Annotated in this window: 17 protein-coding genes; 5 read left to right on the top strand and 12 right to left on the bottom strand. The window is 69.4% G+C overall.

The features are described from left to right. Nucleotides 1-4: 4 nt before the first annotated feature. Both ACGFI6_RS27755 and ACGFI6_RS27750 read right to left on the bottom strand, forming a co-directional pair. On the bottom strand, nucleotides 5-1,369 hold the full coding sequence (locus ACGFI6_RS27755) for a 6-phospho-beta-glucosidase (protein WP_393123514.1): 1,365 nt from the start codon (nucleotides 1,367-1,369) through the stop codon (nucleotides 5-7). Beyond that, the gene (locus tag ACGFI6_RS27750; RefSeq protein ID WP_393123512.1) at nucleotides 1,366-1,494 is read right to left on the bottom strand and encodes a hypothetical protein; all 129 of its coding nucleotides are present in this window, start codon (nucleotides 1,492-1,494) and stop codon (nucleotides 1,366-1,368) included. Before ACGFI6_RS27750 ends, ACGFI6_RS27755 begins: the two co-directional genes overlap by 4 nt. A 62-nt stretch (nucleotides 1,495-1,556) precedes the next feature. Between ACGFI6_RS27750 and ACGFI6_RS27745 the strand changes: the two genes are divergently transcribed. Together ACGFI6_RS27745 and ACGFI6_RS27740 are read left to right on the top strand one after the other, a co-directional pair. After that, complete coding sequence (locus ACGFI6_RS27745; RefSeq protein WP_141852289.1) at nucleotides 1,557-1,751, top strand: hypothetical protein; 195 nt, start codon at nucleotides 1,557-1,559, stop codon at nucleotides 1,749-1,751. Between the two features lie 21 nt (nucleotides 1,752-1,772). Beyond that, on the top strand, nucleotides 1,773-3,125 hold the full coding sequence (locus ACGFI6_RS27740; protein ID WP_393123510.1) for a flotillin family protein: 1,353 nt from the start codon (nucleotides 1,773-1,775) through the stop codon (nucleotides 3,123-3,125). A gap of 65 nt (nucleotides 3,126-3,190) precedes the next feature. On the opposite strand, the gene ACGFI6_RS27735 is transcribed toward ACGFI6_RS27740, so the two are convergent. The 8 genes from ACGFI6_RS27735 to ffh all read right to left on the bottom strand — a co-directional run bounded on the left by ACGFI6_RS27735 (nucleotide 3,191) and on the right by ffh (nucleotide 13,476). After that, the gene (locus tag ACGFI6_RS27735) at nucleotides 3,191-4,306 is read right to left on the bottom strand and encodes an alpha-lytic protease prodomain-containing protein (RefSeq protein WP_393123509.1); all 1,116 of its coding nucleotides are present in this window, start codon (nucleotides 4,304-4,306) and stop codon (nucleotides 3,191-3,193) included. A gap of 88 nt (nucleotides 4,307-4,394) precedes the next feature. Next, on the bottom strand, nucleotides 4,395-5,033 hold the full coding sequence (locus tag ACGFI6_RS27730) for a response regulator (RefSeq protein WP_393123508.1): 639 nt from the start codon (nucleotides 5,031-5,033) through the stop codon (nucleotides 4,395-4,397). Beyond that, on the bottom strand, nucleotides 5,024-6,256 hold the full coding sequence (locus tag ACGFI6_RS27725; protein ID WP_393123506.1) for a histidine kinase: 1,233 nt from the start codon (nucleotides 6,254-6,256) through the stop codon (nucleotides 5,024-5,026). The genes ACGFI6_RS27730 and ACGFI6_RS27725 overlap by 10 nt, the downstream gene beginning before the upstream one ends. Before the next feature lie 60 nt (nucleotides 6,257-6,316). Next, a complete protein-coding gene (locus tag ACGFI6_RS27720) occupies nucleotides 6,317-7,690 on the bottom strand; it encodes an N-acetylmuramoyl-L-alanine amidase (protein ID WP_393123504.1) in 1,374 nt (457 codons plus the stop codon). Nucleotides 7,691-7,799: 109 nt separating this feature from the next. Beyond that, a complete protein-coding gene (locus ACGFI6_RS27715; RefSeq protein WP_393123502.1) occupies nucleotides 7,800-8,891 on the bottom strand; it encodes an amidohydrolase family protein in 1,092 nt (363 codons plus the stop codon). A 48-nt stretch (nucleotides 8,892-8,939) separates the two neighbouring features. Then, entirely contained in the window at nucleotides 8,940-10,136 is a 1,197-nt protein-coding gene (locus ACGFI6_RS27710; protein WP_393123500.1) for a lytic transglycosylase domain-containing protein, read from the bottom strand. Nucleotides 10,137-10,411: 275 nt separating this feature from the next. Beyond that, nucleotides 10,412-11,779 carry a lytic murein transglycosylase gene (locus ACGFI6_RS27705; RefSeq protein ID WP_393123498.1) on the bottom strand — a complete coding sequence of 456 codons (1,368 nt, stop codon included), beginning with the start codon at nucleotides 11,777-11,779 and terminating at the stop codon, nucleotides 10,412-10,414. 140 nt (nucleotides 11,780-11,919) lie between these two features. Then, nucleotides 11,920-13,476 carry a signal recognition particle protein gene (gene ffh / locus ACGFI6_RS27700; RefSeq protein ID WP_393123496.1) on the bottom strand — a complete coding sequence of 519 codons (1,557 nt, stop codon included), beginning with the start codon at nucleotides 13,474-13,476 and terminating at the stop codon, nucleotides 11,920-11,922. Nucleotides 13,477-13,609: 133 nt separating this feature from the next. Between ffh and ACGFI6_RS27695 the strand changes: the two genes are divergently transcribed. The 3 genes from ACGFI6_RS27695 to ACGFI6_RS27685 all read left to right on the top strand — a co-directional run bounded on the left by ACGFI6_RS27695 (nucleotide 13,610) and on the right by ACGFI6_RS27685 (nucleotide 15,991). Beyond that, on the top strand, nucleotides 13,610-14,050 hold the full coding sequence (locus tag ACGFI6_RS27695; RefSeq protein WP_393123494.1) for a hypothetical protein: 441 nt from the start codon (nucleotides 13,610-13,612) through the stop codon (nucleotides 14,048-14,050). Beyond that, complete coding sequence (locus tag ACGFI6_RS27690; RefSeq protein ID WP_393123492.1) at nucleotides 14,043-15,095, top strand: hypothetical protein; 1,053 nt, start codon at nucleotides 14,043-14,045, stop codon at nucleotides 15,093-15,095. Before ACGFI6_RS27695 ends, ACGFI6_RS27690 begins: the two co-directional genes overlap by 8 nt. A 161-nt stretch (nucleotides 15,096-15,256) precedes the next feature. Then, nucleotides 15,257-15,991, top strand: coding sequence for an arginase family protein (locus ACGFI6_RS27685; protein WP_393123490.1), 735 nt, complete (start codon nucleotides 15,257-15,259; stop codon nucleotides 15,989-15,991). Here the strand turns inward: ACGFI6_RS27685 and ACGFI6_RS27680 are convergent. Then, nucleotides 15,988-17,037, bottom strand: a complete 1,050-nt coding sequence (locus ACGFI6_RS27680; protein WP_393123488.1) for a DUF2332 domain-containing protein — start codon at nucleotides 17,035-17,037, stop codon at nucleotides 15,988-15,990. The two genes, ACGFI6_RS27685 and ACGFI6_RS27680, sit on opposite strands and share 4 nt — an antisense overlap. A gap of 9 nt (nucleotides 17,038-17,046) precedes the next feature. Beyond that, nucleotides 17,047-19,305 carry a [protein-PII] uridylyltransferase gene (locus ACGFI6_RS27675; RefSeq protein ID WP_393123486.1) on the bottom strand — a complete coding sequence of 753 codons (2,259 nt, stop codon included), beginning with the start codon at nucleotides 19,303-19,305 and terminating at the stop codon, nucleotides 17,047-17,049. Nucleotides 19,306-19,317 lie beyond the last annotated feature (12 nt).

Raw genomic sequence — 19,317 nt, 5'->3', positions numbered from 1 at the left:
GGGGTCAGTGCTTGACGAACTGGCGGAGGCCGGGCAGCTCGGCGGCGTACGTGTCGAGCAACTGGTGCGCCACCGTGACCGAGTCGATCAGCGGATGCAGCGCAAACGCCCGCTGCGCCGCCTCACGCGAACCGGTGGTCGCGGCCTGGATCGTCGTACGTTCCACTGCCTTCACCGCGCACACCAGCCCGGCCTGATCGTCGCTCAGCTGCGACACCGTCAGCGGAAGCGCCCCGTTCGCGTCCACGGTGCACGGGACCTCGACCACGGCGTCGTCGTCCAGGTGCCGCAGTACGCCCCGGTTGCGGACGTTCAGGATCAACGACGCCCGCTCGTTGTGCCCGATCGCCCGCATGAGCGACAGCGCGACCTGCTCGTACCCGCCGGCCGCCATGTCGCGCTCGTCGCGCTCCCCCGCGTCGGCGACCTCACGGCTCTCCACCATGTACGTCGCCTCGCGCTCGGCCCGCGTCTTCCGCCACAGCTCCAGCGCCTGATCCGGATGCGCACCGGTGTCCGCGTAGAACGTGGACTGCTGTTCCAGCAGGAACGCCCCACGTGTCTGACGCACAGCCTGTACGGCGGCCAGCGTCTCGCGCGCGAAGTAGTAGTAGTGCAGGTACTCGTTCGGAATAGAGCCGATCGAGCGGAGCCAGTCCGCACCGAACAGACGGCCTTCCTCGAACGAGCTCAGGGCGTCCGGCGACTGCAGGAGCTCCGGGAGCCGATCCACGCCGCCGGATCGGAGGCCCCGGAGCCAGCCGAGATGGTTGAGGCCCGCGTAGTCGTAGAACGCGGTCGCCGGATCCACGCCGAGCGCCAACGCAGCACGGCGCCCCAGACCGGACGGTGAGTCGCAGATGCCGATGACCCGATCGCCCAGGAACGGGATCATCGCTTCGGTCACCATGCCGGCCGGGTTGGTGAAGTTGATCGTCCAGGCGTCCGGGGCGACCGCCGCGATCCGTTGAGCGATCTGCCGTACGACGGGGAGCGTCCGGAGGCCGTACGCGATCCCGCCTGCGCCGACTGTCTCCTGGCCGAGCACACCGAGGTCCAGGGCGACCCGCTCGTCGAGCGTACGGCCGGTGAGTCCGCCCACGCGGATGGCGGAGAAGATGAAGTCGGCACCACGCAGGGCCTCGTCGAGGTCGGTCGTCTCGGTGACCACCGGCGCCGCGAGACCACCCAGCTCGGCCGAGGCAGCCGCAGCCTGCTGGCCGAGAACCGCGCCGATCGCCGCGAGGCGGGTCCGATCGGTGTCGTAGAGCATCACGTCGGTGATCCGCCCGGCGCCGTGGTCGCCGAGCAACGCGTGGTAAACGAGCGGGACCCGGAATCCGCCCCCACCCAGGATCGTCAGCTTCACGCCAGGATCACCTCTACTCCTGCTCCGGCCGGCTGGACCCGGGCCCGTGCCCGGAACTTTACCCGGCCCGGTGCTGCGCCGAAGTACGGCAGCTGCCGTCCCTTGTCGTTGTCAGCGGCAACCACTTTGCGGACCCCCACGGTAAGCTGCGGAACCCAGAGCAGCAGCGGTGCGTCGGAGGAGCAACATGGTAGGCAAGCGGGGGCGGGTGATCGGCCGGATCGCACCGGGCATCGTCGGCGAGGTGATGCTGCCGGTCCGTGGTGCCACCGAGGCCTTCTACGCTTACCCCGCGACCGACGAGGTGCTCGAGGTGGGGACACAGGTGATCGTGGTCGACTTCGACCCACCCCGCACCGTGTACGTCGCTCGCGCTATCTAACTCAGTTCCCTTGGAGGGGAAATGCTCTGGACGTACCTGATCATCGCGGCGATCGCGGTGGTCGTCCTACTGATCCTGTTCCGGATGGTCTGGCGGGTGGCGGAGCCGAACGAGGCGCTGATCATCTCCGGCCTCGGCGCGCACTCGAGCACCGAGCAGGTCAACGAGACGCTCGGCTTCAAGATCGTGGTCGGCCGCGGTACCGCGGTGCTGCCCGGCTTCCAGACCGTCCGGCGGCTGCCGCTGGACATCCGGGCCACGCCGCTGACCGTGACCTGCGTGTCCAGCCAGGGCATTCCGCTGCACATCAAGGGCGTCACGGCGTACAAGGTCGGTGACGACTACGGCTCGATCGCGAACGCCGCCCGGCGGTTCCTGGAGCAGAGCGACGAGCAGGTGATGGGCACCATCCACGAGCTGTTCGCGGGTCACCTGCGGGCGATCGTGGGTTCCACCACGGTCGAGGAGATGCTGCACGACCGGGAAACGCTGACCACGAACATCCGCGGCTCGCTGGCCGGGGACATGGAGAAGCTCGGCCTGGTCGTGGACTCGCTGCAGATCCAGGAGATCGACGACGAGTCCGGCTACATCAAGAACCTCGGCCGTCCGCAGGCCGCTGCGGTCGAGGCCGCGGCCCGGATCGCGCAGGCCGAGCGGGACCGGGAAGCGACCGAGCGCGAGCAGGTTGCGGCCGCGGCGAAGGCGGCCGCGATCCGGGAGAGCGAGATCGCGAAGGCCGGCTACCAGGCCGAGGTCGACCAGGCCACGTCGAAGTCGTTCCAGGCGGGCCCGCTGGCGGCCGCACTGGCCAAGCAGGAGGTCGTCGTCGCCGAGACGGAGACCGCGAAGCTGAACGCCTCGCTGGCCGAGAAGCAGCTGGAGTCGTCGGTGCTGAAGCCGGCCGACGCCGAGGCGTACAAGCAGCGCACGCTGGCCTCAGCGGCCAGGGACGCGCAGATTGCGGCCGCCGAGGCGAACGCCCGGGAGGTCCAGCTCCGCGGTGAGGCACAGGCGAAGGCCACCGAGCTCACCGGTAAGGCCGAGGCGTCCGCCGTCCAGGCGAAGGCGATGGCCGAGGCCGCGGGTATCAAGGCCCGTGCCGAGGCGCTGGCGACCAACACCGAGGCGGTCGTGGCGCAGCAGCTGGCCGAGGCCTACCCGGCGATCGTCACCGCGGCGGCGAGCTCGTTCGACAAGGTCGGCAACATGGTCGTGCTGAACGGTGCCCAGGGCATCGAGGACACCCTGGTGAAGACGATCACCATGGGTGGCTCGGGCTTCGCGCTGGCCAAGCAGCTGATCGACTCGCTGGCCACCAAGAAGGACGACGAGAAGCCGTCCCTCGAGCCGGTACCGAACGAAACCGCCTGACCCGACCGACCAACGTCCGAAGAACTGAGGGTTGAAACCCTCGGTTCTTCGGACGTTGTTGTTTCTCAGGCGGTATGGAGGGTCAGGTGGTACGTCTGGAGGATCTCGTTGACCGGCTGGAACCAGGTCTCGCCGCCGCTGCTGCAGTTGCCCCAGCCGCCGGACGTGACGCCCTGCGCCTGGTCGCCGGTGATGAACGACCCACCGGAGTCGCCACCCTCGGCGCAGACGCTGGTCTTCGTCGCGCCGTAGAACAGCTGGCCGTTGCCGTAGTTGACGGTCTCGTTCTTGGCCAGGATCGTCCCGCAGTGCCAGTGCGACGTCGAGCCACTGCGGCACACCGACGAACCGATGGGTGCCTCCGACGACCCACGGACGAGCTGGTCGCTCACCTGTCCCCAGCCGAGCACCACCGGCACGGTCCACCAGCCGTTGCCGACCGAGACCCACGCGTAGTCGTTGCCCGGGAACGACCAGCCCTGGAACGAGCCGATGGCCGAGCCGTCCCAGCCGCTGACCGTGCCACTGCGACCACAGTGCCCCGCGGTGACGAAGCCTCCGTACACCGAGAAGCCGATCGAGCAGCGGATGTTGCTGACGTAGTACGGGTCGCCGCCGACCGTACCGGCCGAGAACGTGCGTGGTGCCTGTGCCGCGACCTCCTTGACTGTCACAGCACCTGCCTTCGCCAGCTTGGCGACGAACGCGTCGACGGCCTTGGAACGCTTACCTGCTTGGACGTTGACCACAACCGTGCCGGACTTCGGGTCGGCGGCCCAGCCGCTAACAGCAGCCGGTACTGCCTTACCGGCCGCCCTGTCGACAGCTGCCTTCTGCTGATCCAGGGCCTTTGCTGACACGGGTACGGCGACGACCTGTGCACCTGTGGCGCGTACGGCGGTCGCGTGGCCCTGGCCGACCACTCCGACGACCAGTTGCTGTGTACGCGCGTCGTACCAGGCCCCGCCGTAGGAGGCGCCGGCAGCCTTCTGAGCTGCCGGCAGCAGCTTGGCGGCTGACGTCTCGGCGGCCAGGCGTTGCTGCATCTGCTGCTCGCTCAGCCCGAAGTCACGTTGCATAGCGGCAGCCTGGCCAGGAACAGCCAGCGGCTGCGCAAGTGCCTGGGTCGCAGGCACAGTCAGTACGGCCGCCGTGAGTACGGCGGCCAGGAGGACCTTCATGTGAACTCTCCTCACCTAGGGGCGGTTCGGTGGATGAGAGCGCTCTCAGTGAACGAGAGTGGACCAGCGCGGCGTGAGCGTCAAGGGTTCAGAGCCCGAGGTACGCGAGAACGGCCAGCACGCGGCGGTGTCCCGAGTCGGTCGGCGGCAGATCCAGCTTCAAGAAGACGTTGCCGACATGCTTGTGCACGGCCGCGTCGGAGATGAACAACTTCGCGCCGATCGCAGCATTGCCGAGCCCTTCGGCCATCAACCCGAGCACCTCGCGTTCGCGCGGCGTGAGGCGGTCGAGCGGGCTGCTGCGCTTCACCATCAGCTGGCTGACCACCTCCGGGTCCAGCACGGTGCCTCCGGCCGCGACCCGGCGTACTGCTTCGAGGAACTCGTCGACGCGCGAGACGCGGTCCTTCAGCAGGTACCCGACGCCTTCGCTGCCGGCCGCCAGCAGCTCGGCGGCGTACACCTCCTCGACGTACTGCGAGAACACCAGCACCGGGAGCCCCGGCCGAACCTGGCGGGCTTCGATCGCGGCCCGCAGGCCCTCGTCGGTGAACGTGGGTGGCAGCCGTACGTCGACCACCGTGATGTCCACCTCGTGCTCCGCGATCGCCTTCGCGAACTCGTCCGCGTCGGTGGCGATCGCGGCGACCTCGAAACCGGAGTTGTCCAGCAGCAGGCTCAGGCCTTCGGCGAGGATCGGGTTGTCCTCGAGGATGATCACCCGCACGGAAGGATCACCTCGACCGTGGTCGGCCCACCGATCGGGCTCAGCAGCTCCATGTGGCCGTCGATCGCCTGCACGCGGTGCAGCATGCCATGTAGACCGCTCCCCCGGCCCAGCAGGTCGGACTGCTCGTTCACCCGCGCTCCACCGATCCCGTCGTCGGTGACGGCGAGGTAGAGCTCGTGGTCACGCCGTTCGAGCAGTACGTCGACGTGGCCGGCCGCACTGTGCTTGGTGATGTTGGTGAGGGACTCCGCGACGACGAAGTACGCAGCGGCTTCTACAGCGGCCGGGACCTCGCCAAGCTCGCCTATGCGGAGCTCCACCGGCAGTGGGCACCGAGCGGCCAGTGCGGACACCGCTCCGGCCAGACCGCGGTCAGCGAGGATCGGCGGGTACATGGTGCGCAGTACGCCGCGCAGCTCGGTCATCGCCTGCTCTGCACCGTCACGGGCGTCGTCGAGCAGCTTCGCGGCCTTCTCCGGGTCCTGCGCCATCGTCTGCTTGGCAATACCGATCCGCATCGCCAGCGACACCAGCTGGGCCTGCGTACCGTCGTGCAGGTCCCGCTCGATCCGTCGCAGCTCGGCGCCGTGGGAGTCCACCGCACCGGCCCGGCTCTGGGTGAGTTCTTCTACCCGACGCTCCAGCCTGGCCGTCTCCAACTGGTCCGCACTCGGCTCCAGCAGGTCCAGTACGGCACCCGCATGCAGGCGTGCCACCGCAGGCACGACCCAGATCAGCACAGCCAGGCTGCTGAGCACCTGCCCGGTGCCGTTGGTCAGAGCCTCGGTCCAGTTGTCCACCGGGACGCCCATCAGCGTGAAGCCACCCGGGTCTAGCTTCCACAACAGCATGCCGGCGATGGCAGCCGGAACACCGACCAAGGCAAACACCGAAACGAAGAGCTCCGGGATCATCACCAGCGGCATCAGCAGGAGGCGCAGACTGCGTTTGAACGACCTGTCCCTGAACAGGGTGACCACATCTCCGGGCGCCCGCGGCAGCGCAGGCGGCAGCAAGTCCGGTGCTCCGGCCCGCAGGTACTTGGCGGCCCGACGGCGCTCGCTGTTGGCCAGCTTCACCAGTGCGGCGGTGAACGGTGTGATCAGCCAGCCGAGCAGCAGGCCGTTCGGCAGCGCCAGCAACAGCAGGAGCGCCCGCAGATAACGCACCAGGAGGTACGCACTCGCCCGGCCGCCCCGCGTCAGGATCTTGGTGATCATGAGTCAATGGTGCGGGACGGCCGGGCGAGTGTCGGTACCGCAGGCTCTACCTTCGAGGGTCTAGCAGTCGGGAACACCTGGCAGCTTGGCGTTCGGGTCGTCGATGTAGATGTTGGTGATGTAGCCCTTCTGGTCGCGGAGCTTCGCCCACCAGTCGTTGGTGTAGCCACCGGCCGTCACAGTGTCGCCCTTCGTCTGGCATTCGACGAAGACGCGCGTCGGGCCGGCCAGCGACGTCACCACGGACGCGGACAGCTTCGGGGCCGAGCGGACGTTCACGCCGTTGCCCCAGGTGCTGAAGTTGTACTCCGGCGGGTTCGGGTCGCCGCCGTTTACCAACTGCATGTAGTAGTCCCAGTTCCAGTTCGGTCCTGGGTCCGTGTGGTCGTTGCCTGGCATCTCACTGTGGCCCTTGATGTGGTCGCGGTCCTTCGGGATGCCCCGCCGGTCGGCGATATTGGCGGTCAGCGCCGCCGACGAGCGGTACATCGCGTCGGTGAACCACGAGGGCTGGTCGACGTAGCCCTCGTGCTCGATGCCGATCGCGAACGGGTTCGCGCTCCGTGCGTGCCAGGCGGTGTCCTTCTCGGCCACCATCTGCGTGATCTGACCATCGCTGGACCGGATCACGTAGTGCGCGCTGACCTGCGCCGCCGGGTCCTTGAACCAGCTGATCGTGCCGGCGTACGAGCCCTGGGTCACATGGATCACGATCGTGGTGATGGCCTGCGTACGACCCGTCTGGTAGTTGCAGGTGCAGGCCGGGTTCCAGATGGCTCCCGGGTAGTCGGCGGCCTGCACCGACGCCTTGGACCTGGTGCCGAGCGGGGCGACCTTTGCGTACGCACCGAGGTCCGGTGTCACCTGCTGCGGCTCGGTCGACACCCCGGCGGTACGGACACCGAGGCCGATGACCTTGTAGACCTCGTCGGTGTAGAGCCGGGCGGTAGCGGCGTCGGCGGAGTGCGAGTACTTCGCGATCACGGAGTACCAGGTGCCGAGGTCGGAGCGGTTCTTCAGGCCGGCCTGGTCGGCGTACGAGTCCAGAACGGCGGCGGCGCCGAGGATGTTCGACGTGTCGTCCTTGGACAGCTTCGCGACCGGCAGCCCGGTGAGTTTGCTTGCCTCGGACATCGTCGGGTTCACGTTGTTGCTCGCGAGGTGCATGACGCCGTAGCCGTTCGCCTGGCTCGGTGCGCCGTGGTGGCCGTCGAGGTGCGTCTCCGCGAAGCCGACACCGACCAGCACCTCTCGCGGTACGTCGTACCTCGCCGACGCACTCTGGAAAGCGTTCGCGAGACTCGTGGTGGAGGGCTGCGCCGTGGAAGGCTGCGCGGTGGAGGGCTGGGCGGCGTTGCTCGGCAGCGCCGCAGCGGCGGTCAGCGCGAGTGCGCCGGCGCCCAGGAGCGCAGCCAGTTTTGGTACTCGGGACATGGGGCGGTTCCTTCCCGTAACTGGTCCGCCGAGGGGCGTCGGCGGTCCCGAAAGCCACGCTAAGGGAAGATCTTCCGTCTATACCAGCGTTTGAGTGAATTTCTTCCCGTCACCGAGAGAAGATCACGCTCCCACGCAGAGCGATCAGTCGCGGGTGCGTCAGGACCGCCGGATTCGCCCGCGGATCCTCGTCGTACACCACCAGATCCGCCGGATCGCCAGGGCGCAGCTCGCTCGGCGCCCCGAGCCACTCGCGGGCCGCCCACGACCCCGCGGCCAGCGCCTGCTCCCCCGACATCCCGATCGTGGTCAGCGCCTGGATCTCCTGCGCGACGAGCCCGTGCCCGAGGACGCCGCCCGCGTCGGTCCCCGCATAGACCGGTACGCCGGCCTCGAACGCGTCCCGCAACCGGGGCAGACGGCGCTCGTACAGGTCGCGCATGTGGGCGGCGTACGTCGGGAACTTGCCGGCCGCCTGCTCGGCGTACTGGGGAAAGTTCTCCAACTGGATCAGCGTCGGCACCACCGCCACCTCGTGCTCGGCCATCTGAGCGAGCAGGTCCGGCTCGATGCCCGTACCGTGCTCGAGGCAGTCGATGCCCGCGGCCAGCAGATCCGGCAGGGCGTGCTCGCCGAACACATGCGCGGTGACGCGGGCGCCGAGCTCGTGCGCGCGGGCGATCGCGGCGTTGAGTGCGTCGGCCGGCCAGCACGGGGTCAGGTCGCCGGCCTCGCGGTCGATCCAGTCGCCGACGAGCTTGACCCACCCGTCACCACGCCGAGCCTCCTGCTCGACGTACGCGACGAGCTCGTCGGGCTCGATCTCCCAGCCGTAGTTGCGCAGGTACCGCTTCGAGCGGGCAATGTGCCGGCCGGCCCGGATGATCTTCGGCAGATCCTCGCGGTCGTCGATCCAGCGCGTGTCGACCGGCGAACCGGCGTCCCGGACGAGCAGTGCGCCGGCCTCGCGGTCCGCGATCGCCTGCAGCTCCTGGGTCTCCTCGTCGACGCCACCGTGCTGGTCGAGGCCGATGTGGCAGTGCGCGTCGACCAGGCCGGGCACGATCCAGCCGCCGGTGTGCACGGTCGTGACATCGGCAGCGGTGGGCCGGTCGATGACCAGCCCACCGCTGAGATGAAGCTCCTGCTGTTCACCGGCCGGCAGCACCGTGCCGGTCAGTCTGAGTACGCCGGTCGTCATAGGCCGACCGTATCTGCTGACCCGCCCGGGCCGCGCTCGTGGACAGACCTACCCGTGCGAGCCGCCGCCCGGCGTACAGGTCGGGGTGGTGGTCTCGTTGCCGGCGCACGGCGATCCGGACGGGGTGTCCGTCGGGGTCGGCGTGTCCGTCGGAGTGTCGGTCGGCGTGGGGGTCGGAGTCGGCGTCGGCGTGGGTGTCGGCGTCTTCGTGGGGGTCTTCGTGGGGGTCTTGGTCGGCGTCTTCGTCGGCGTGCCGGTCGGGTGATGCGTCGGCGAGTCCGTCGGGATGTCGATCGGGTCCGGCTCGGTCGGCTTGTCCAACGGCGTCGAGGCCGGAACCTCCGGCGGCAGCGTCGCGGTGGTGCTGGCCGCGGTCGGGCTCGGCGTCTTGGGGTCGTCCGGAATGTCCGGCACCTGGCGCGGGTCGACCCGGCGGTCGGCGTTGCCGGTCGACTTCGCCGCGGCGATGTTGCCCTTCGCGTTCGGCACCAGGACCGCGTTCTTGCTGTAGACGCGCATCCACTTCAGCACAGTGGCGACGAAGTCCTTGGAGTGCTGGTAGCGCAGCAGGGCGGTGACCAGGTCGCGCGGGTTCCGCAGGTCGTCGCCCTCGGAGCACAGCACCACGGCGACCGTGGTGACCGCGTCGTACACGTTGTTCGGGTTGCGGAAGCCGTCACCGTTGCCGTCGGCCCCGAACTCGTCCCAGACCTGCGGGATGATCTGCATCGGGCCGACCGCGCGGTCCCAGGTCGCGTCGGCGTCGTACTTGCCCTTGTCGGTGTCGGTGATCCGGCCGTTGCCGTGCCGGCCGTTCAGCTGCGGGCCGAGGATCCGGCCGCGGGTCGTACCGGCCACGTCGACGCGGCCGGCGCTCGCGTGGTCGGACTCGACCTTGCCGACGCCGGCGAGCAGCGGCCAGGTGAGTCCACAGTTCGGCCGGACGACCGCGAGATTCGCGGTGGCCCGGCGGTACGCGGGGAAGACTCCGCGGGGAATGCCGTTCACGGCACCCGGCCGGCCGGGACGGACGACCGAGCGGCCGTCGGTGGCCCCCTGGACCGGGACGTCGGCGCGGGCAGGCTTGTCGGATCCGAGCTGGCCGTCCACTCCGGGACGCTGAGGCACGATCATCGTCAGTTCGTCGAACTCACCGCTGTTCAGCCCGGCCCCAGGCGATGGGGCGACCGGGCTGCCCGCCGTGAGCTGATCGGCGGCACCGGTCCCCCCGGAGGCGACGGTCACAACGGCCCCGACCAGGAGCGGGGCGGTACAGAGTGAAGCGATGATGATTTTGACCCGACGGTTACCACTACGGGTTAGGCGCATAGCCCCTTCAACGAACCAAGCACCGGAAAGTTACATCAAGACGACGCAAAGTTACGGGCCACAGAAAGCGCTCGGAAAACCGGCACCGAGGTAACGAACCCAACTACCTCGGAGACTGCTCGTGCAGCCGTTCGGACCTTACAACTCGCGCGCTTCGTGCTGCTCGCCGGGCTCACTCGGCCGGTTGCGGCTCAGCCGCCGGCAGCGGGCGGGGACGTCGGCGGCGTGGAGTCGCAGGTCGGCGGCGGGGTCGGCGTCTCCGAGTCCGTTGGCTCACTGGACGGAGTCGTCGTCGGCGAGTCACCCGGCGCCGGGGTCGTCGACGGGTCCTTCGACGGCTCCTCGGTCGGGTCGCCCGTCGGCGGCGTACAGGTCGGCGGCGTGGTCGGCGGATCGGTGGTCGGCGGCGTCGTCGTCGGCGGTTCAGTGGTCGGCGGGGTCGTCGTCGGCGGGGTGCTGGTGGTTGGCGGCTTCGTGGACGTAGGAGGCGTCGAGGTCTCCGGCGCGTGGCTCGGCGTGGTCGTCGGCTTGGTGGGCTTGGTCGAGCCGGTCGTCTTGCCAGGCGTCGGGTGCGACGTCGGAGCCGCCGGGGTCGTGGTTGCCGGCGGCGTGGTCGGTGCGGTTGTCGGCGGGGTGGTCGACGTCGAGGTCGACGTCCGGTCTGTGGTGTCGTTGTGCGAGTTGCCGTCGTCGGTGGCGGTGTCGATCTGGCCTGGACGGTCGGGGAGGCTCACCGTGTCCTTGCTGTACGACTGCATCCAGCGCAGGACCGTGGACACGTAGTCCATCGAGTGGTTGTAGCGCAGCACGGCCTGCACCAGGCCCTGCGGGTCGGACAGGTTCGCGCCGCCGGAGCAGAGGTAGTCCCCCGCCGCGCGGGACGCGTCGAACACGTTGTGCGGGTCCTTGACGCCGTCGCCGTTGCCATCGGCACCGAACGTCTTCCAGGTACCGGGCACGAACTGCATCGGGCCGACGGCGCGGTCCCAGGTCGCGCTGCCGTCGTACGCACCCTGATCGGTGTCGGCGATCGCCGCCATCCCGGGGCCGCCGTCGAGGACCGGGCCGAGGATCTTCCCGCGGGTGTTGCCGTTGACGTCCACCTTGCCGCCGCTGGCGTGGTCGGACTCGACCTTGCCGATCCCGGCGAGCAGCGGCCAGGTGATGTGACAGCCCGGCATCGAGAGCGCGAGATCGTGAGCGGCCTTCTGGTACGCCGCCAGCACGGTGCCCGGGATACCCGAGGCGTCCCCGAAGACCCCGGGAACCGGCTGCACGGTGCCGTCGGTCGTCCCGGTGAACGGAACCTCGATGGTGGACTTCGCCTGGGTCGGCAGGCTGCCGTCGACGCCCGGCTGGGTCGGCACGCTGTTCGCGAGGTCGTCGAAGACCGCGTCCTGGCGCGGTGCGGCGAGCGCGTGCGCGTCGACGATGAACGTGTTCGAGGTGACGCCGCCGACCACGAAGACGGCGACCATGGCGGTCGGCGGGGCCAAGCAGGCACAGGTGGCGTTCAGCTTCCCTCGCCACGTGTCCAGGTTCTTGAACCGCTGCCTCATCCAGACCGTCCTCGACGCATTCCGCAGTTGGTGTCGCTCGGGCGTAGGCACGATCTTAGTCGTCGAGGGTTTCGGGACAACCCGTCACGGTGCGCCGTACCTCCTCCAGGCGCGGCGCACTGTGCCCTTTCGGGAAGCGGTCAGTTGCCGCCGAGCATCTTCTTCAGGTCGTCGGGCAGCTCGAAGTCGCCGCCGTTCTGGCCGCCAAACGCGGCCGGCAGCTGGCCGGGCTGCGGCGCCTCCGGCTGCGGGGTGGCCTGGTTGGCACGCTTGGCCGGGTTGCCCGAGCCGCGCTTCTTGCCCTTCTTCTGCTGCTGCTTGGCCTTCCGGCCGCCACCACCCACGCCTGGCATGCCCGGCATCCCGGGCATCCCCGGCATGCCCTTGCCGGAGGCCATCGCGGCCATCATCTTGCGGGCCTCGAAGAACCGCTCGACCAGGCCGCTGACGGTCGCCACCTCGGTGCCGGAACCCTTCGCGATCCGGGCCCGGCGGGAGCCGTTGATGATGTTCGGATCGGTCCGCTCGGCCGGCGTCATCGAGTGGATGACCGCCTCGATCCGATCGATCTCGCGCTCGTCGAAGTTCTCCAGCTGGTCCTTGAACTGGTTCGCGCCGGGCAGCATGCCGAAGATCTTGGTCAGCGGGCCCATCTTGCGGACCGACTGCATCTGGGCGAGGAAGTCGTCCAGCGTGAAGTCCTTGCCGCCCTTCTTGGCCAGCTTGGCCGCGGTCTTCGCGGCCTCCTCGGCGTCGAAGGTGCGCTCGGCCTGCTCGATCAGGCTCATCACGTCGCCCATGCCGAGGATGCGGGACGCCATCCGGTCGGGGTGGAAGACGTCGAAGTCCTCGAGCTTCTCGCCGTTGCTGGCGAACATCACCTGGCGGCCGGTGACCTGCGCGATCGACAGCGCGGCACCACCGCGGGCGTCACCGTCGAGCTTGGACAGTACGACGCCGTCGAAGCCGACGCCGTCCAGGAAGGCCTGCGCGGTGGTGACCGCGTCCTGGCCGATCATCGCGTCGACGACGAACAGGATCTCGTCCGGGCTGACCGCGTCGCGGATGTCCGCGGCCTGCTTCATCAGCTCCTCGTCGACACCCAGCCGGCCGGCGGTGTCGACGATCACCACGCTGTGCTGCTTGGCGCGGGCCTCGTCCATCGCCTTGCGGGCCACGTCGACCGGATCGCCGACACCGTTGCCGGGCTCCGGCGCATACACCGGTACGCCCGCGCGCTCGCCGACCACCTGGAGCTGGGTGACCGCGTTCGGCCGCTGGAGGTCCGCGGCGACCAGCATCGGGGTCTGGTGGCGGGTCTCGCGCAGCCACTTGGCGAGCTTGCCGGCCAGGGTGGTCTTACCAGCGCCCTGGAGACCGGCGAGCATGATCACCGTCGGCGGCCGCTTCGCCATCCGCAGCTCGCGGGTCTCGCCGCCGAGGATGTTGACCAGTTCCTCGTTGACGATCTTGATGACCTGCTGCGCCGGATTCAGCCCGCCGCGCACATCGGCGCCGCTGGCCCGTTCCTTCACCGCCGCGATGAACTCCCGCACCACGGGCAGCGCGACATCGGCCTCCAGCAACGCGACCCGGATCTCCCGGGCGGTCGCGTCGATGTCGGCGTCGGTCAGCTTGCCCTTGCCCCGCAGGTTCTTGAACGCGGTGGAGAGCCGATCGGAGAGCGTGTCGAACACGAGAAACAGTCCGTTTCCTCGAAGCGATGAACTCCCCGAGTCTACCGGCCCCCCAACCTGTGGATAACTCCCACGCCCCAGCACCTTCACCAGCTACCGTCCTGTCATCGCCCCAACCCCCCCAGGAGCCCCGATGCCTGTCGATCCCCGAGCCTTCAACCTGGCCTTCAAACGCGCCCGGGACCGGGTCCGCGCCGGATCCGCCGACGTCGCCGAGGAACAGGTACGCCTGCGCGCGCTGATCCCGGCCGACGCCTCCGAACACGAACTCACCTGGACCACCGGCCTCGTCGACGACCTGGCGACTCCCCCGCCGCCGGTCCCGGTGCGCAGCGAGCTGTACAAGGAAGCCGAGCGCATCCACGTCGAGGTCTATCCGCCGAAGGGCAGCACCGACGAGAAGATCGCTGTGCTCGAGGACGGCCGCCGACAGATCTGGGCGCTCGCGGACCGTGCGACGCCGGAGGAGGAGTGGGACATCCGGGCGCTCTGTGAGGACCTCGAGTCGATGGAGCACGCACTTCGCAACCCGCCGTTCCCGTCGACCGATGAGCCCGCCCGGGCCGATGGCTGAGCAAGTTCCGAGAGGCTCTGCGACGTACGTCGAGTTCGCCCGGCTGTACGGCCTGGCCGCGCAACTCCAGCCGAACAGGGCCGGCCGCTGGAACGGCGAGCTGCGCGCATCGAATGGGCTCGGTCACTTCGATCACCTGACCGGGACGATCGAGGTGAACCGCACACTGCTCCGCGACGGCCTGCCGGGTGTACCGGGGAGCGATCCTCGGCTGCGTGCGCGCGCCCTGGCTACGGTTCTGCAGCGAGCGACGCAGGCTGAGATGGCCCTGGATGCAGCGGATGAGCCCAATGCGGTCCGCGACGATCGGTCGCTGGGGCTGAACGACGGCATCACCTCCGTCCGTACCGCAGAAGACTTCAGCGCGTTCGTTCAACTGGCGGGGCATCCGCAGGTGGCCTTCGATCCGTCGCAGCGCACCGGGACGGCTGCGGCGGCGAACGATCTGATCAACCAGGCATCAGGCTTGCGGGTCGACCGGGTGGAGTTGATCGACCAGCTCGGGCAGCAGCCGGTGTCGATGCAGTTCGACCAGTTGGCGGACGCTGTCGTACAGAATCGGCTGCACGACGTAGTGCGCGCGGACGATCAGCCGGCGGTTCGGCGCGAGCTGGTTGGGGCGATGTTGCATCCGGCGTGGGAGAGGTTGGCGGGCCGGTCGTCGGAGGCGGGCAAGCAGGTCGCGGAGGAGATCGGGCGGGCGCTGAACTCGAAGGTGGACGAGATCCGCCGCGAGGCATCCCGTCCGGGCCCAGACGTCGCGACCGGCGGCGCGGAGCGTGCGCCTGGCGCAGAGCGTGCTCCTGGCGGGGCAGCTTCTTCGGATACGCAGGTCGGGTCGGGTGGTGAGGAGAAGTACCGTTCGGACGCCGGGGAGCCGACGGTGGTGGGTGATGCCCCGGCGGCGCGCTTCCTGACTGGGATGGCGTCGGCGCACGGCGCGACTGGACGTACGCCGTCCCTCGGCGACGGTTCACGAAGCCAGGCCACCATCGGCGGAGCCGGGCAGCAGGCGCGCGGACCCCATGGGCCTGAGCGCAGATGAGCGAAGAGGAGAATCGCGTCGTGCGGGTTGTGGTGGATGGCCCTTCCAATTTGGGGTTGCGGGCGCCGGGGGTGGGGGTGGTGCCGGGGTGCTACAAGTTGGCGGGGGCGGTGCGGGACCAGGGATTCGTGGGGCGGATCGGTGCGGAGGACGGTGGGTGCGTGACGCCGCCTCGATACGACGTTGGCGAGTGGCAGCCCGGTGACGGGGTTTTCAATGCGGCTGCGATGGCGACGTACACGGTGCGGCTGGCGGATCGGCTGGAAGGGTTCCTGCGGCAGGAGAAGTTCGTGGTGCTGCTCGGTGGTGAGTGCAGCAATCTGCTGGCGCCGACGCTGGCGTTGAAGCGGCTCGGGCGGTACGGCGTCGTGTACGTCGACGGGCACTCGGACTTCCGGACCGTGGACAACTCGCCGCACGTCGACGCAGCCGGGGGCGAGGCGCTGGCGCTGATCACGGGCCACGGGCAGCAGGACCTGACGAACCTCGAGGAGCGCGGACCGTACACGCGGAACACCGATGCGGTGCTGATCGGAATCCGCGAGGACGACGACTACGCCGGCGATGTGGAGAAGGCCGGCATCGCAACGTACTCAGCCGCGAAGGTTGCGGAGGATCCGTCGGCCGTGGCGCGGGGCACGCTCGCGCACTTCGACGGGCTGGACGGTTTCTGGGTACACCTGGACGTCGACATCCTGGATGCCACGATCATGCCGGCCGTCGACAGTCCTGATCCGGGTGGCATCGACCACGTACAGCTCCAGGCGCTGCTCCAGCCGCTGCTCGCCGCGCCGAACTGCGTCGGACTGGACGTGGGCATCTTCGACCCGGACCTGGATCCCGACGGCCGCTACGCCGCCGAACTCACCGACACTCTGGTAGCTGCGCTGAGCTAGGAGCCCCAGACCAGGTCCTGGCCGTGGGGGGATGCGGTGCCGAGGGTTCGGGTTTTGCCGGTGGGCCAGGTCTGCAGGGTTATGCGGTACTCGTAGCCGTCCGAGCCGCGTTCGTGGGTGAGGACGCGGTGCGGTTCGAGGCTCAGGTGGGCCAGGGGCGTTGTCGGGGTGGCCTGCGCGCCCAGCTCTGTGAGGCGGGTCTCGATGGCGGTGCGGTCGGGGCGGCGGAGGTACTGCCACATGATCGAGTGCCACACCACCGTCACGTGGCCCTCGGACAGTTCCAGTCCGCGCAGGAACGAGACGGCGTCCTCGTGCCGTACGTCGGCCGACACCTCGCGGGCAATCCGCAACGCGCCCCTCAGCCGAGCTAGGCGATCCGTCATGTCTGGCCAGACGTACGACGTCAGTGTGAGCGCACCGTTGTCGGTCAGTGGATCCACCGGCGCGATGTCGCAGCCGACGCGCTCGGCGATCCGCAGGTCCGCTGACGGCACCTGTCCCGTCCAGGCCGACTCGAACACCACGGGACTGTCAGCAGGCCCGTACGATGTCCCGTCTGCCAGGTACCGGAAGTGGTCCGCCCGCAGGTTCAGTCCCCCGCTGGCTCCGATCTCGAACAGCCGCACCGGTAGCGGCACCGCTGCGACCAGTTGCAACAGACCGCCGTACAGCGCGGCCGAACGGCCTACTTCGTTCGTCTGCGGCGGCTGGGTCAGCAGCGAGCGCACCTCCCCGATCCGCGCCTGCAGCACCTGCTCGAACGCCTCCCAGCCGAGCACGGGGTCCCACGCACCGCCCGTACTCGGGTAGAACGCCGCCAGCTCAGGTGCCGTACCGGACAGCACCAGGCCGTGTACTGCGGCCAGCAGCCGCAGCCCGATCGCCTCACCGAACGACCGGCCGTCGTACCCCTCCAGGACCTGCACCGACACCCCACCGACCTCGTAGTCGTCGACGAGCAGCCGGAGCAGTTCGGCGTACATCGGCGACCCCAAGTCCTCACAGGCGGTCGCTTGTCGCTGCAGTGCCTCTACAAGTTCCACGTAGGGAGATTAGAAGGTCAGGCGATCCAGCACCGACTTGGCGGTCGTCCGCGCGTCTTCGGGTTCGAGTGGGGCGCCGTGGCGGTCGGTCAGGTAGAACACGTCCACACACTCCGCACCGAGCGTGCTGACGTGCGCGGACCGGATGTCCGCACCGGTGGCCGCAATCGCCGCTGTGACGTCGTACATGAGTCCCGGACGGTCATGAGCGCGCACCTGGAGCACGGTCGCCGTCTCGGACGCCTCCGGCAGCAGGTCGACGCGGCCGGCGACACGTGCCTGCGACGAGTCCCTCGCGGTCAGTCGCCGTACGACGTCCGACGAGTCCCGCAGCGCGACGGCCAACCGGTCCCGGAGCCGCACTGGATCGGGAGGCGATCCGGCGACGGTCCACTGCGAGATGCCAAGGCCCTCAACGGACGTGACGACAGCAGACCGCACAGCCAGCCGCTCCACTGCCAGTACCGCAGCAACCGTAGACAGCGTCCCCACCTGATCAGGTACGGCGACGTTCACCCGGAGGTCCCCGTGGTGCTCCGTCACCGTGAGGCCGAGTCGGCCGACGCCCACCACCTGGTGCAGCACCGGCACCGGTACCGGCGGTGTCTCGGTCCACATGCTCTCGCCACCACCGGCCAGGTCGCTGCGTACGCGACGGCACAGCTCCCCCACCAGCCGCATCCGCCACGGTGAGGACGCCGCCGGACCAGCCGCGCGGGCGTCCGCGTACGTCAACGCCTCCAACAGGTCCAGCGTCTCGGTGCTGCGCACGATCCCCACGACCAACTCCACGGTCATCGGGTCCTCCAGGTCGCGCCGGGTAGCGACCTGCGCGAGCATCAGGTGCTGCCGGACCAGCAGCGTGATCGTGTCCGCGTCCGCGTCGTTGAACCCGATGCGCCGGGCCACACCCGCCGCAATGCCCGCACCGGTGACGCTGTGGTCGCCGTCGAGCGCCTTGCCGAGGTCATGCAGCAGGGCAGCGACCAGCAACAGGTCAGGCCGCCGTACGTCGCGCACCATCGCGGACGCTTCCACACAGGTCTCCAGCAGGTGCCGGTCGACGGTGTACCGGTGGATCGCCGACTGCGGCGGCCGGAACCGTACGGCGTCCCACTCCGGTAGCAGCCGCGACACGTACCCGGCCTGGTCCAGCGCCTCCCACACCTCGAGCAGCCCGGAACCAGCACCGAGCAGAGCGCACAGCAGCCGCCGCGCCTCTCCCGGCCAGGGCTCCGGCAAGTCAGCAGCCGCAGCTGCCAGCCGTGCGCAGACAGCCGGCGACAGTACGAGCTCCCGGTCAGCAGCCACCGCCGCTGCACGCAGGCCGAGCACCGGGTCGCGTTCCGGTCGGACGTCCGGCATCAGCACGACCTCGCCCTCGTGCTGACCCACACCGTCGTCCAGGGCAAGCAGCAGGGGCCCACCGGTGCGCTGACGACGCCGGGACCGCGGCGGCCTGGTCATCAAGCTCTCGACGCGTCGCCACGACACGTCACACACGTGGGCGAGCCTCCGACCCGTCGCGTACACGTGTCGCAGGAGCTCGTCCCGCCCCGACAACCCGAGCCCGGCCGCAACCTCACCAGCCAGGTCGGCAACCAGCCTGTCCGTGGCCCGGCCGGCCACCTCATGCAGTACGTCGCGGACCTCGAGCAGATCGCGCCGCGCCCGCTCCACCACCGGATGCGGTACGTCGACCAGCCACGACGCCACCAGAGCACGCAGTACGACGGCATCCCGCAGACCGCCGTACGCCTCCTTGAGGTCCGGCTCGGCGAGGTGGGCGAGCTCTCCGATCGTGGTGGCGCGGTCTCGGCACGCCTGCGCCAGCCCGGGCAGGCGGGACTTCGCCGTACGTCGCCAGTCCGCCATCAGGACCGACCGGAGCTGGAGGGTCAGGTGCGAGTCGCCCGCGACATGTCGTGCGTCCAGCAGCCCCAGCGCGACCCGGTCGTCGGCAGCAGCGGCCTGCTGCGCCTCGGCCAGGGTGCGGACGCTGTGGTCCAGCTTGGTCCTGGAATCCCACAGCGGGTACCAGATCTGGGCCGCCAGCTCGTCGATCCGCGGGTATCCCTCGGCGTGCACGAGCATCACGTCGAGGTCGCTGTACGGCGACAGCTCCTCACGCCCGTACCCGCCTACTGCGACGAGGGCGACGCCCTCGGTAGGTACACCGAGGGCGTCGCAGGCCTTCGCCAGCAGCAGTTGCAGCAGTTCGTCGGCCTCCTGGGCACGGACCCGCCGCTGCTCCGCACGGTCGATCATGCTGTCCGGCCG

It is taken from the genome of Kribbella sp. NPDC048928 (genome assembly GCF_043197975.1).
In the GTDB taxonomy this organism is placed as follows: domain Bacteria; phylum Actinomycetota; class Actinomycetes; order Propionibacteriales; family Kribbellaceae; genus Kribbella.
The sequence above is the reverse complement of the archived record's forward strand: the minus strand, read 5'-3'. Positions and strand labels throughout refer to the sequence as shown.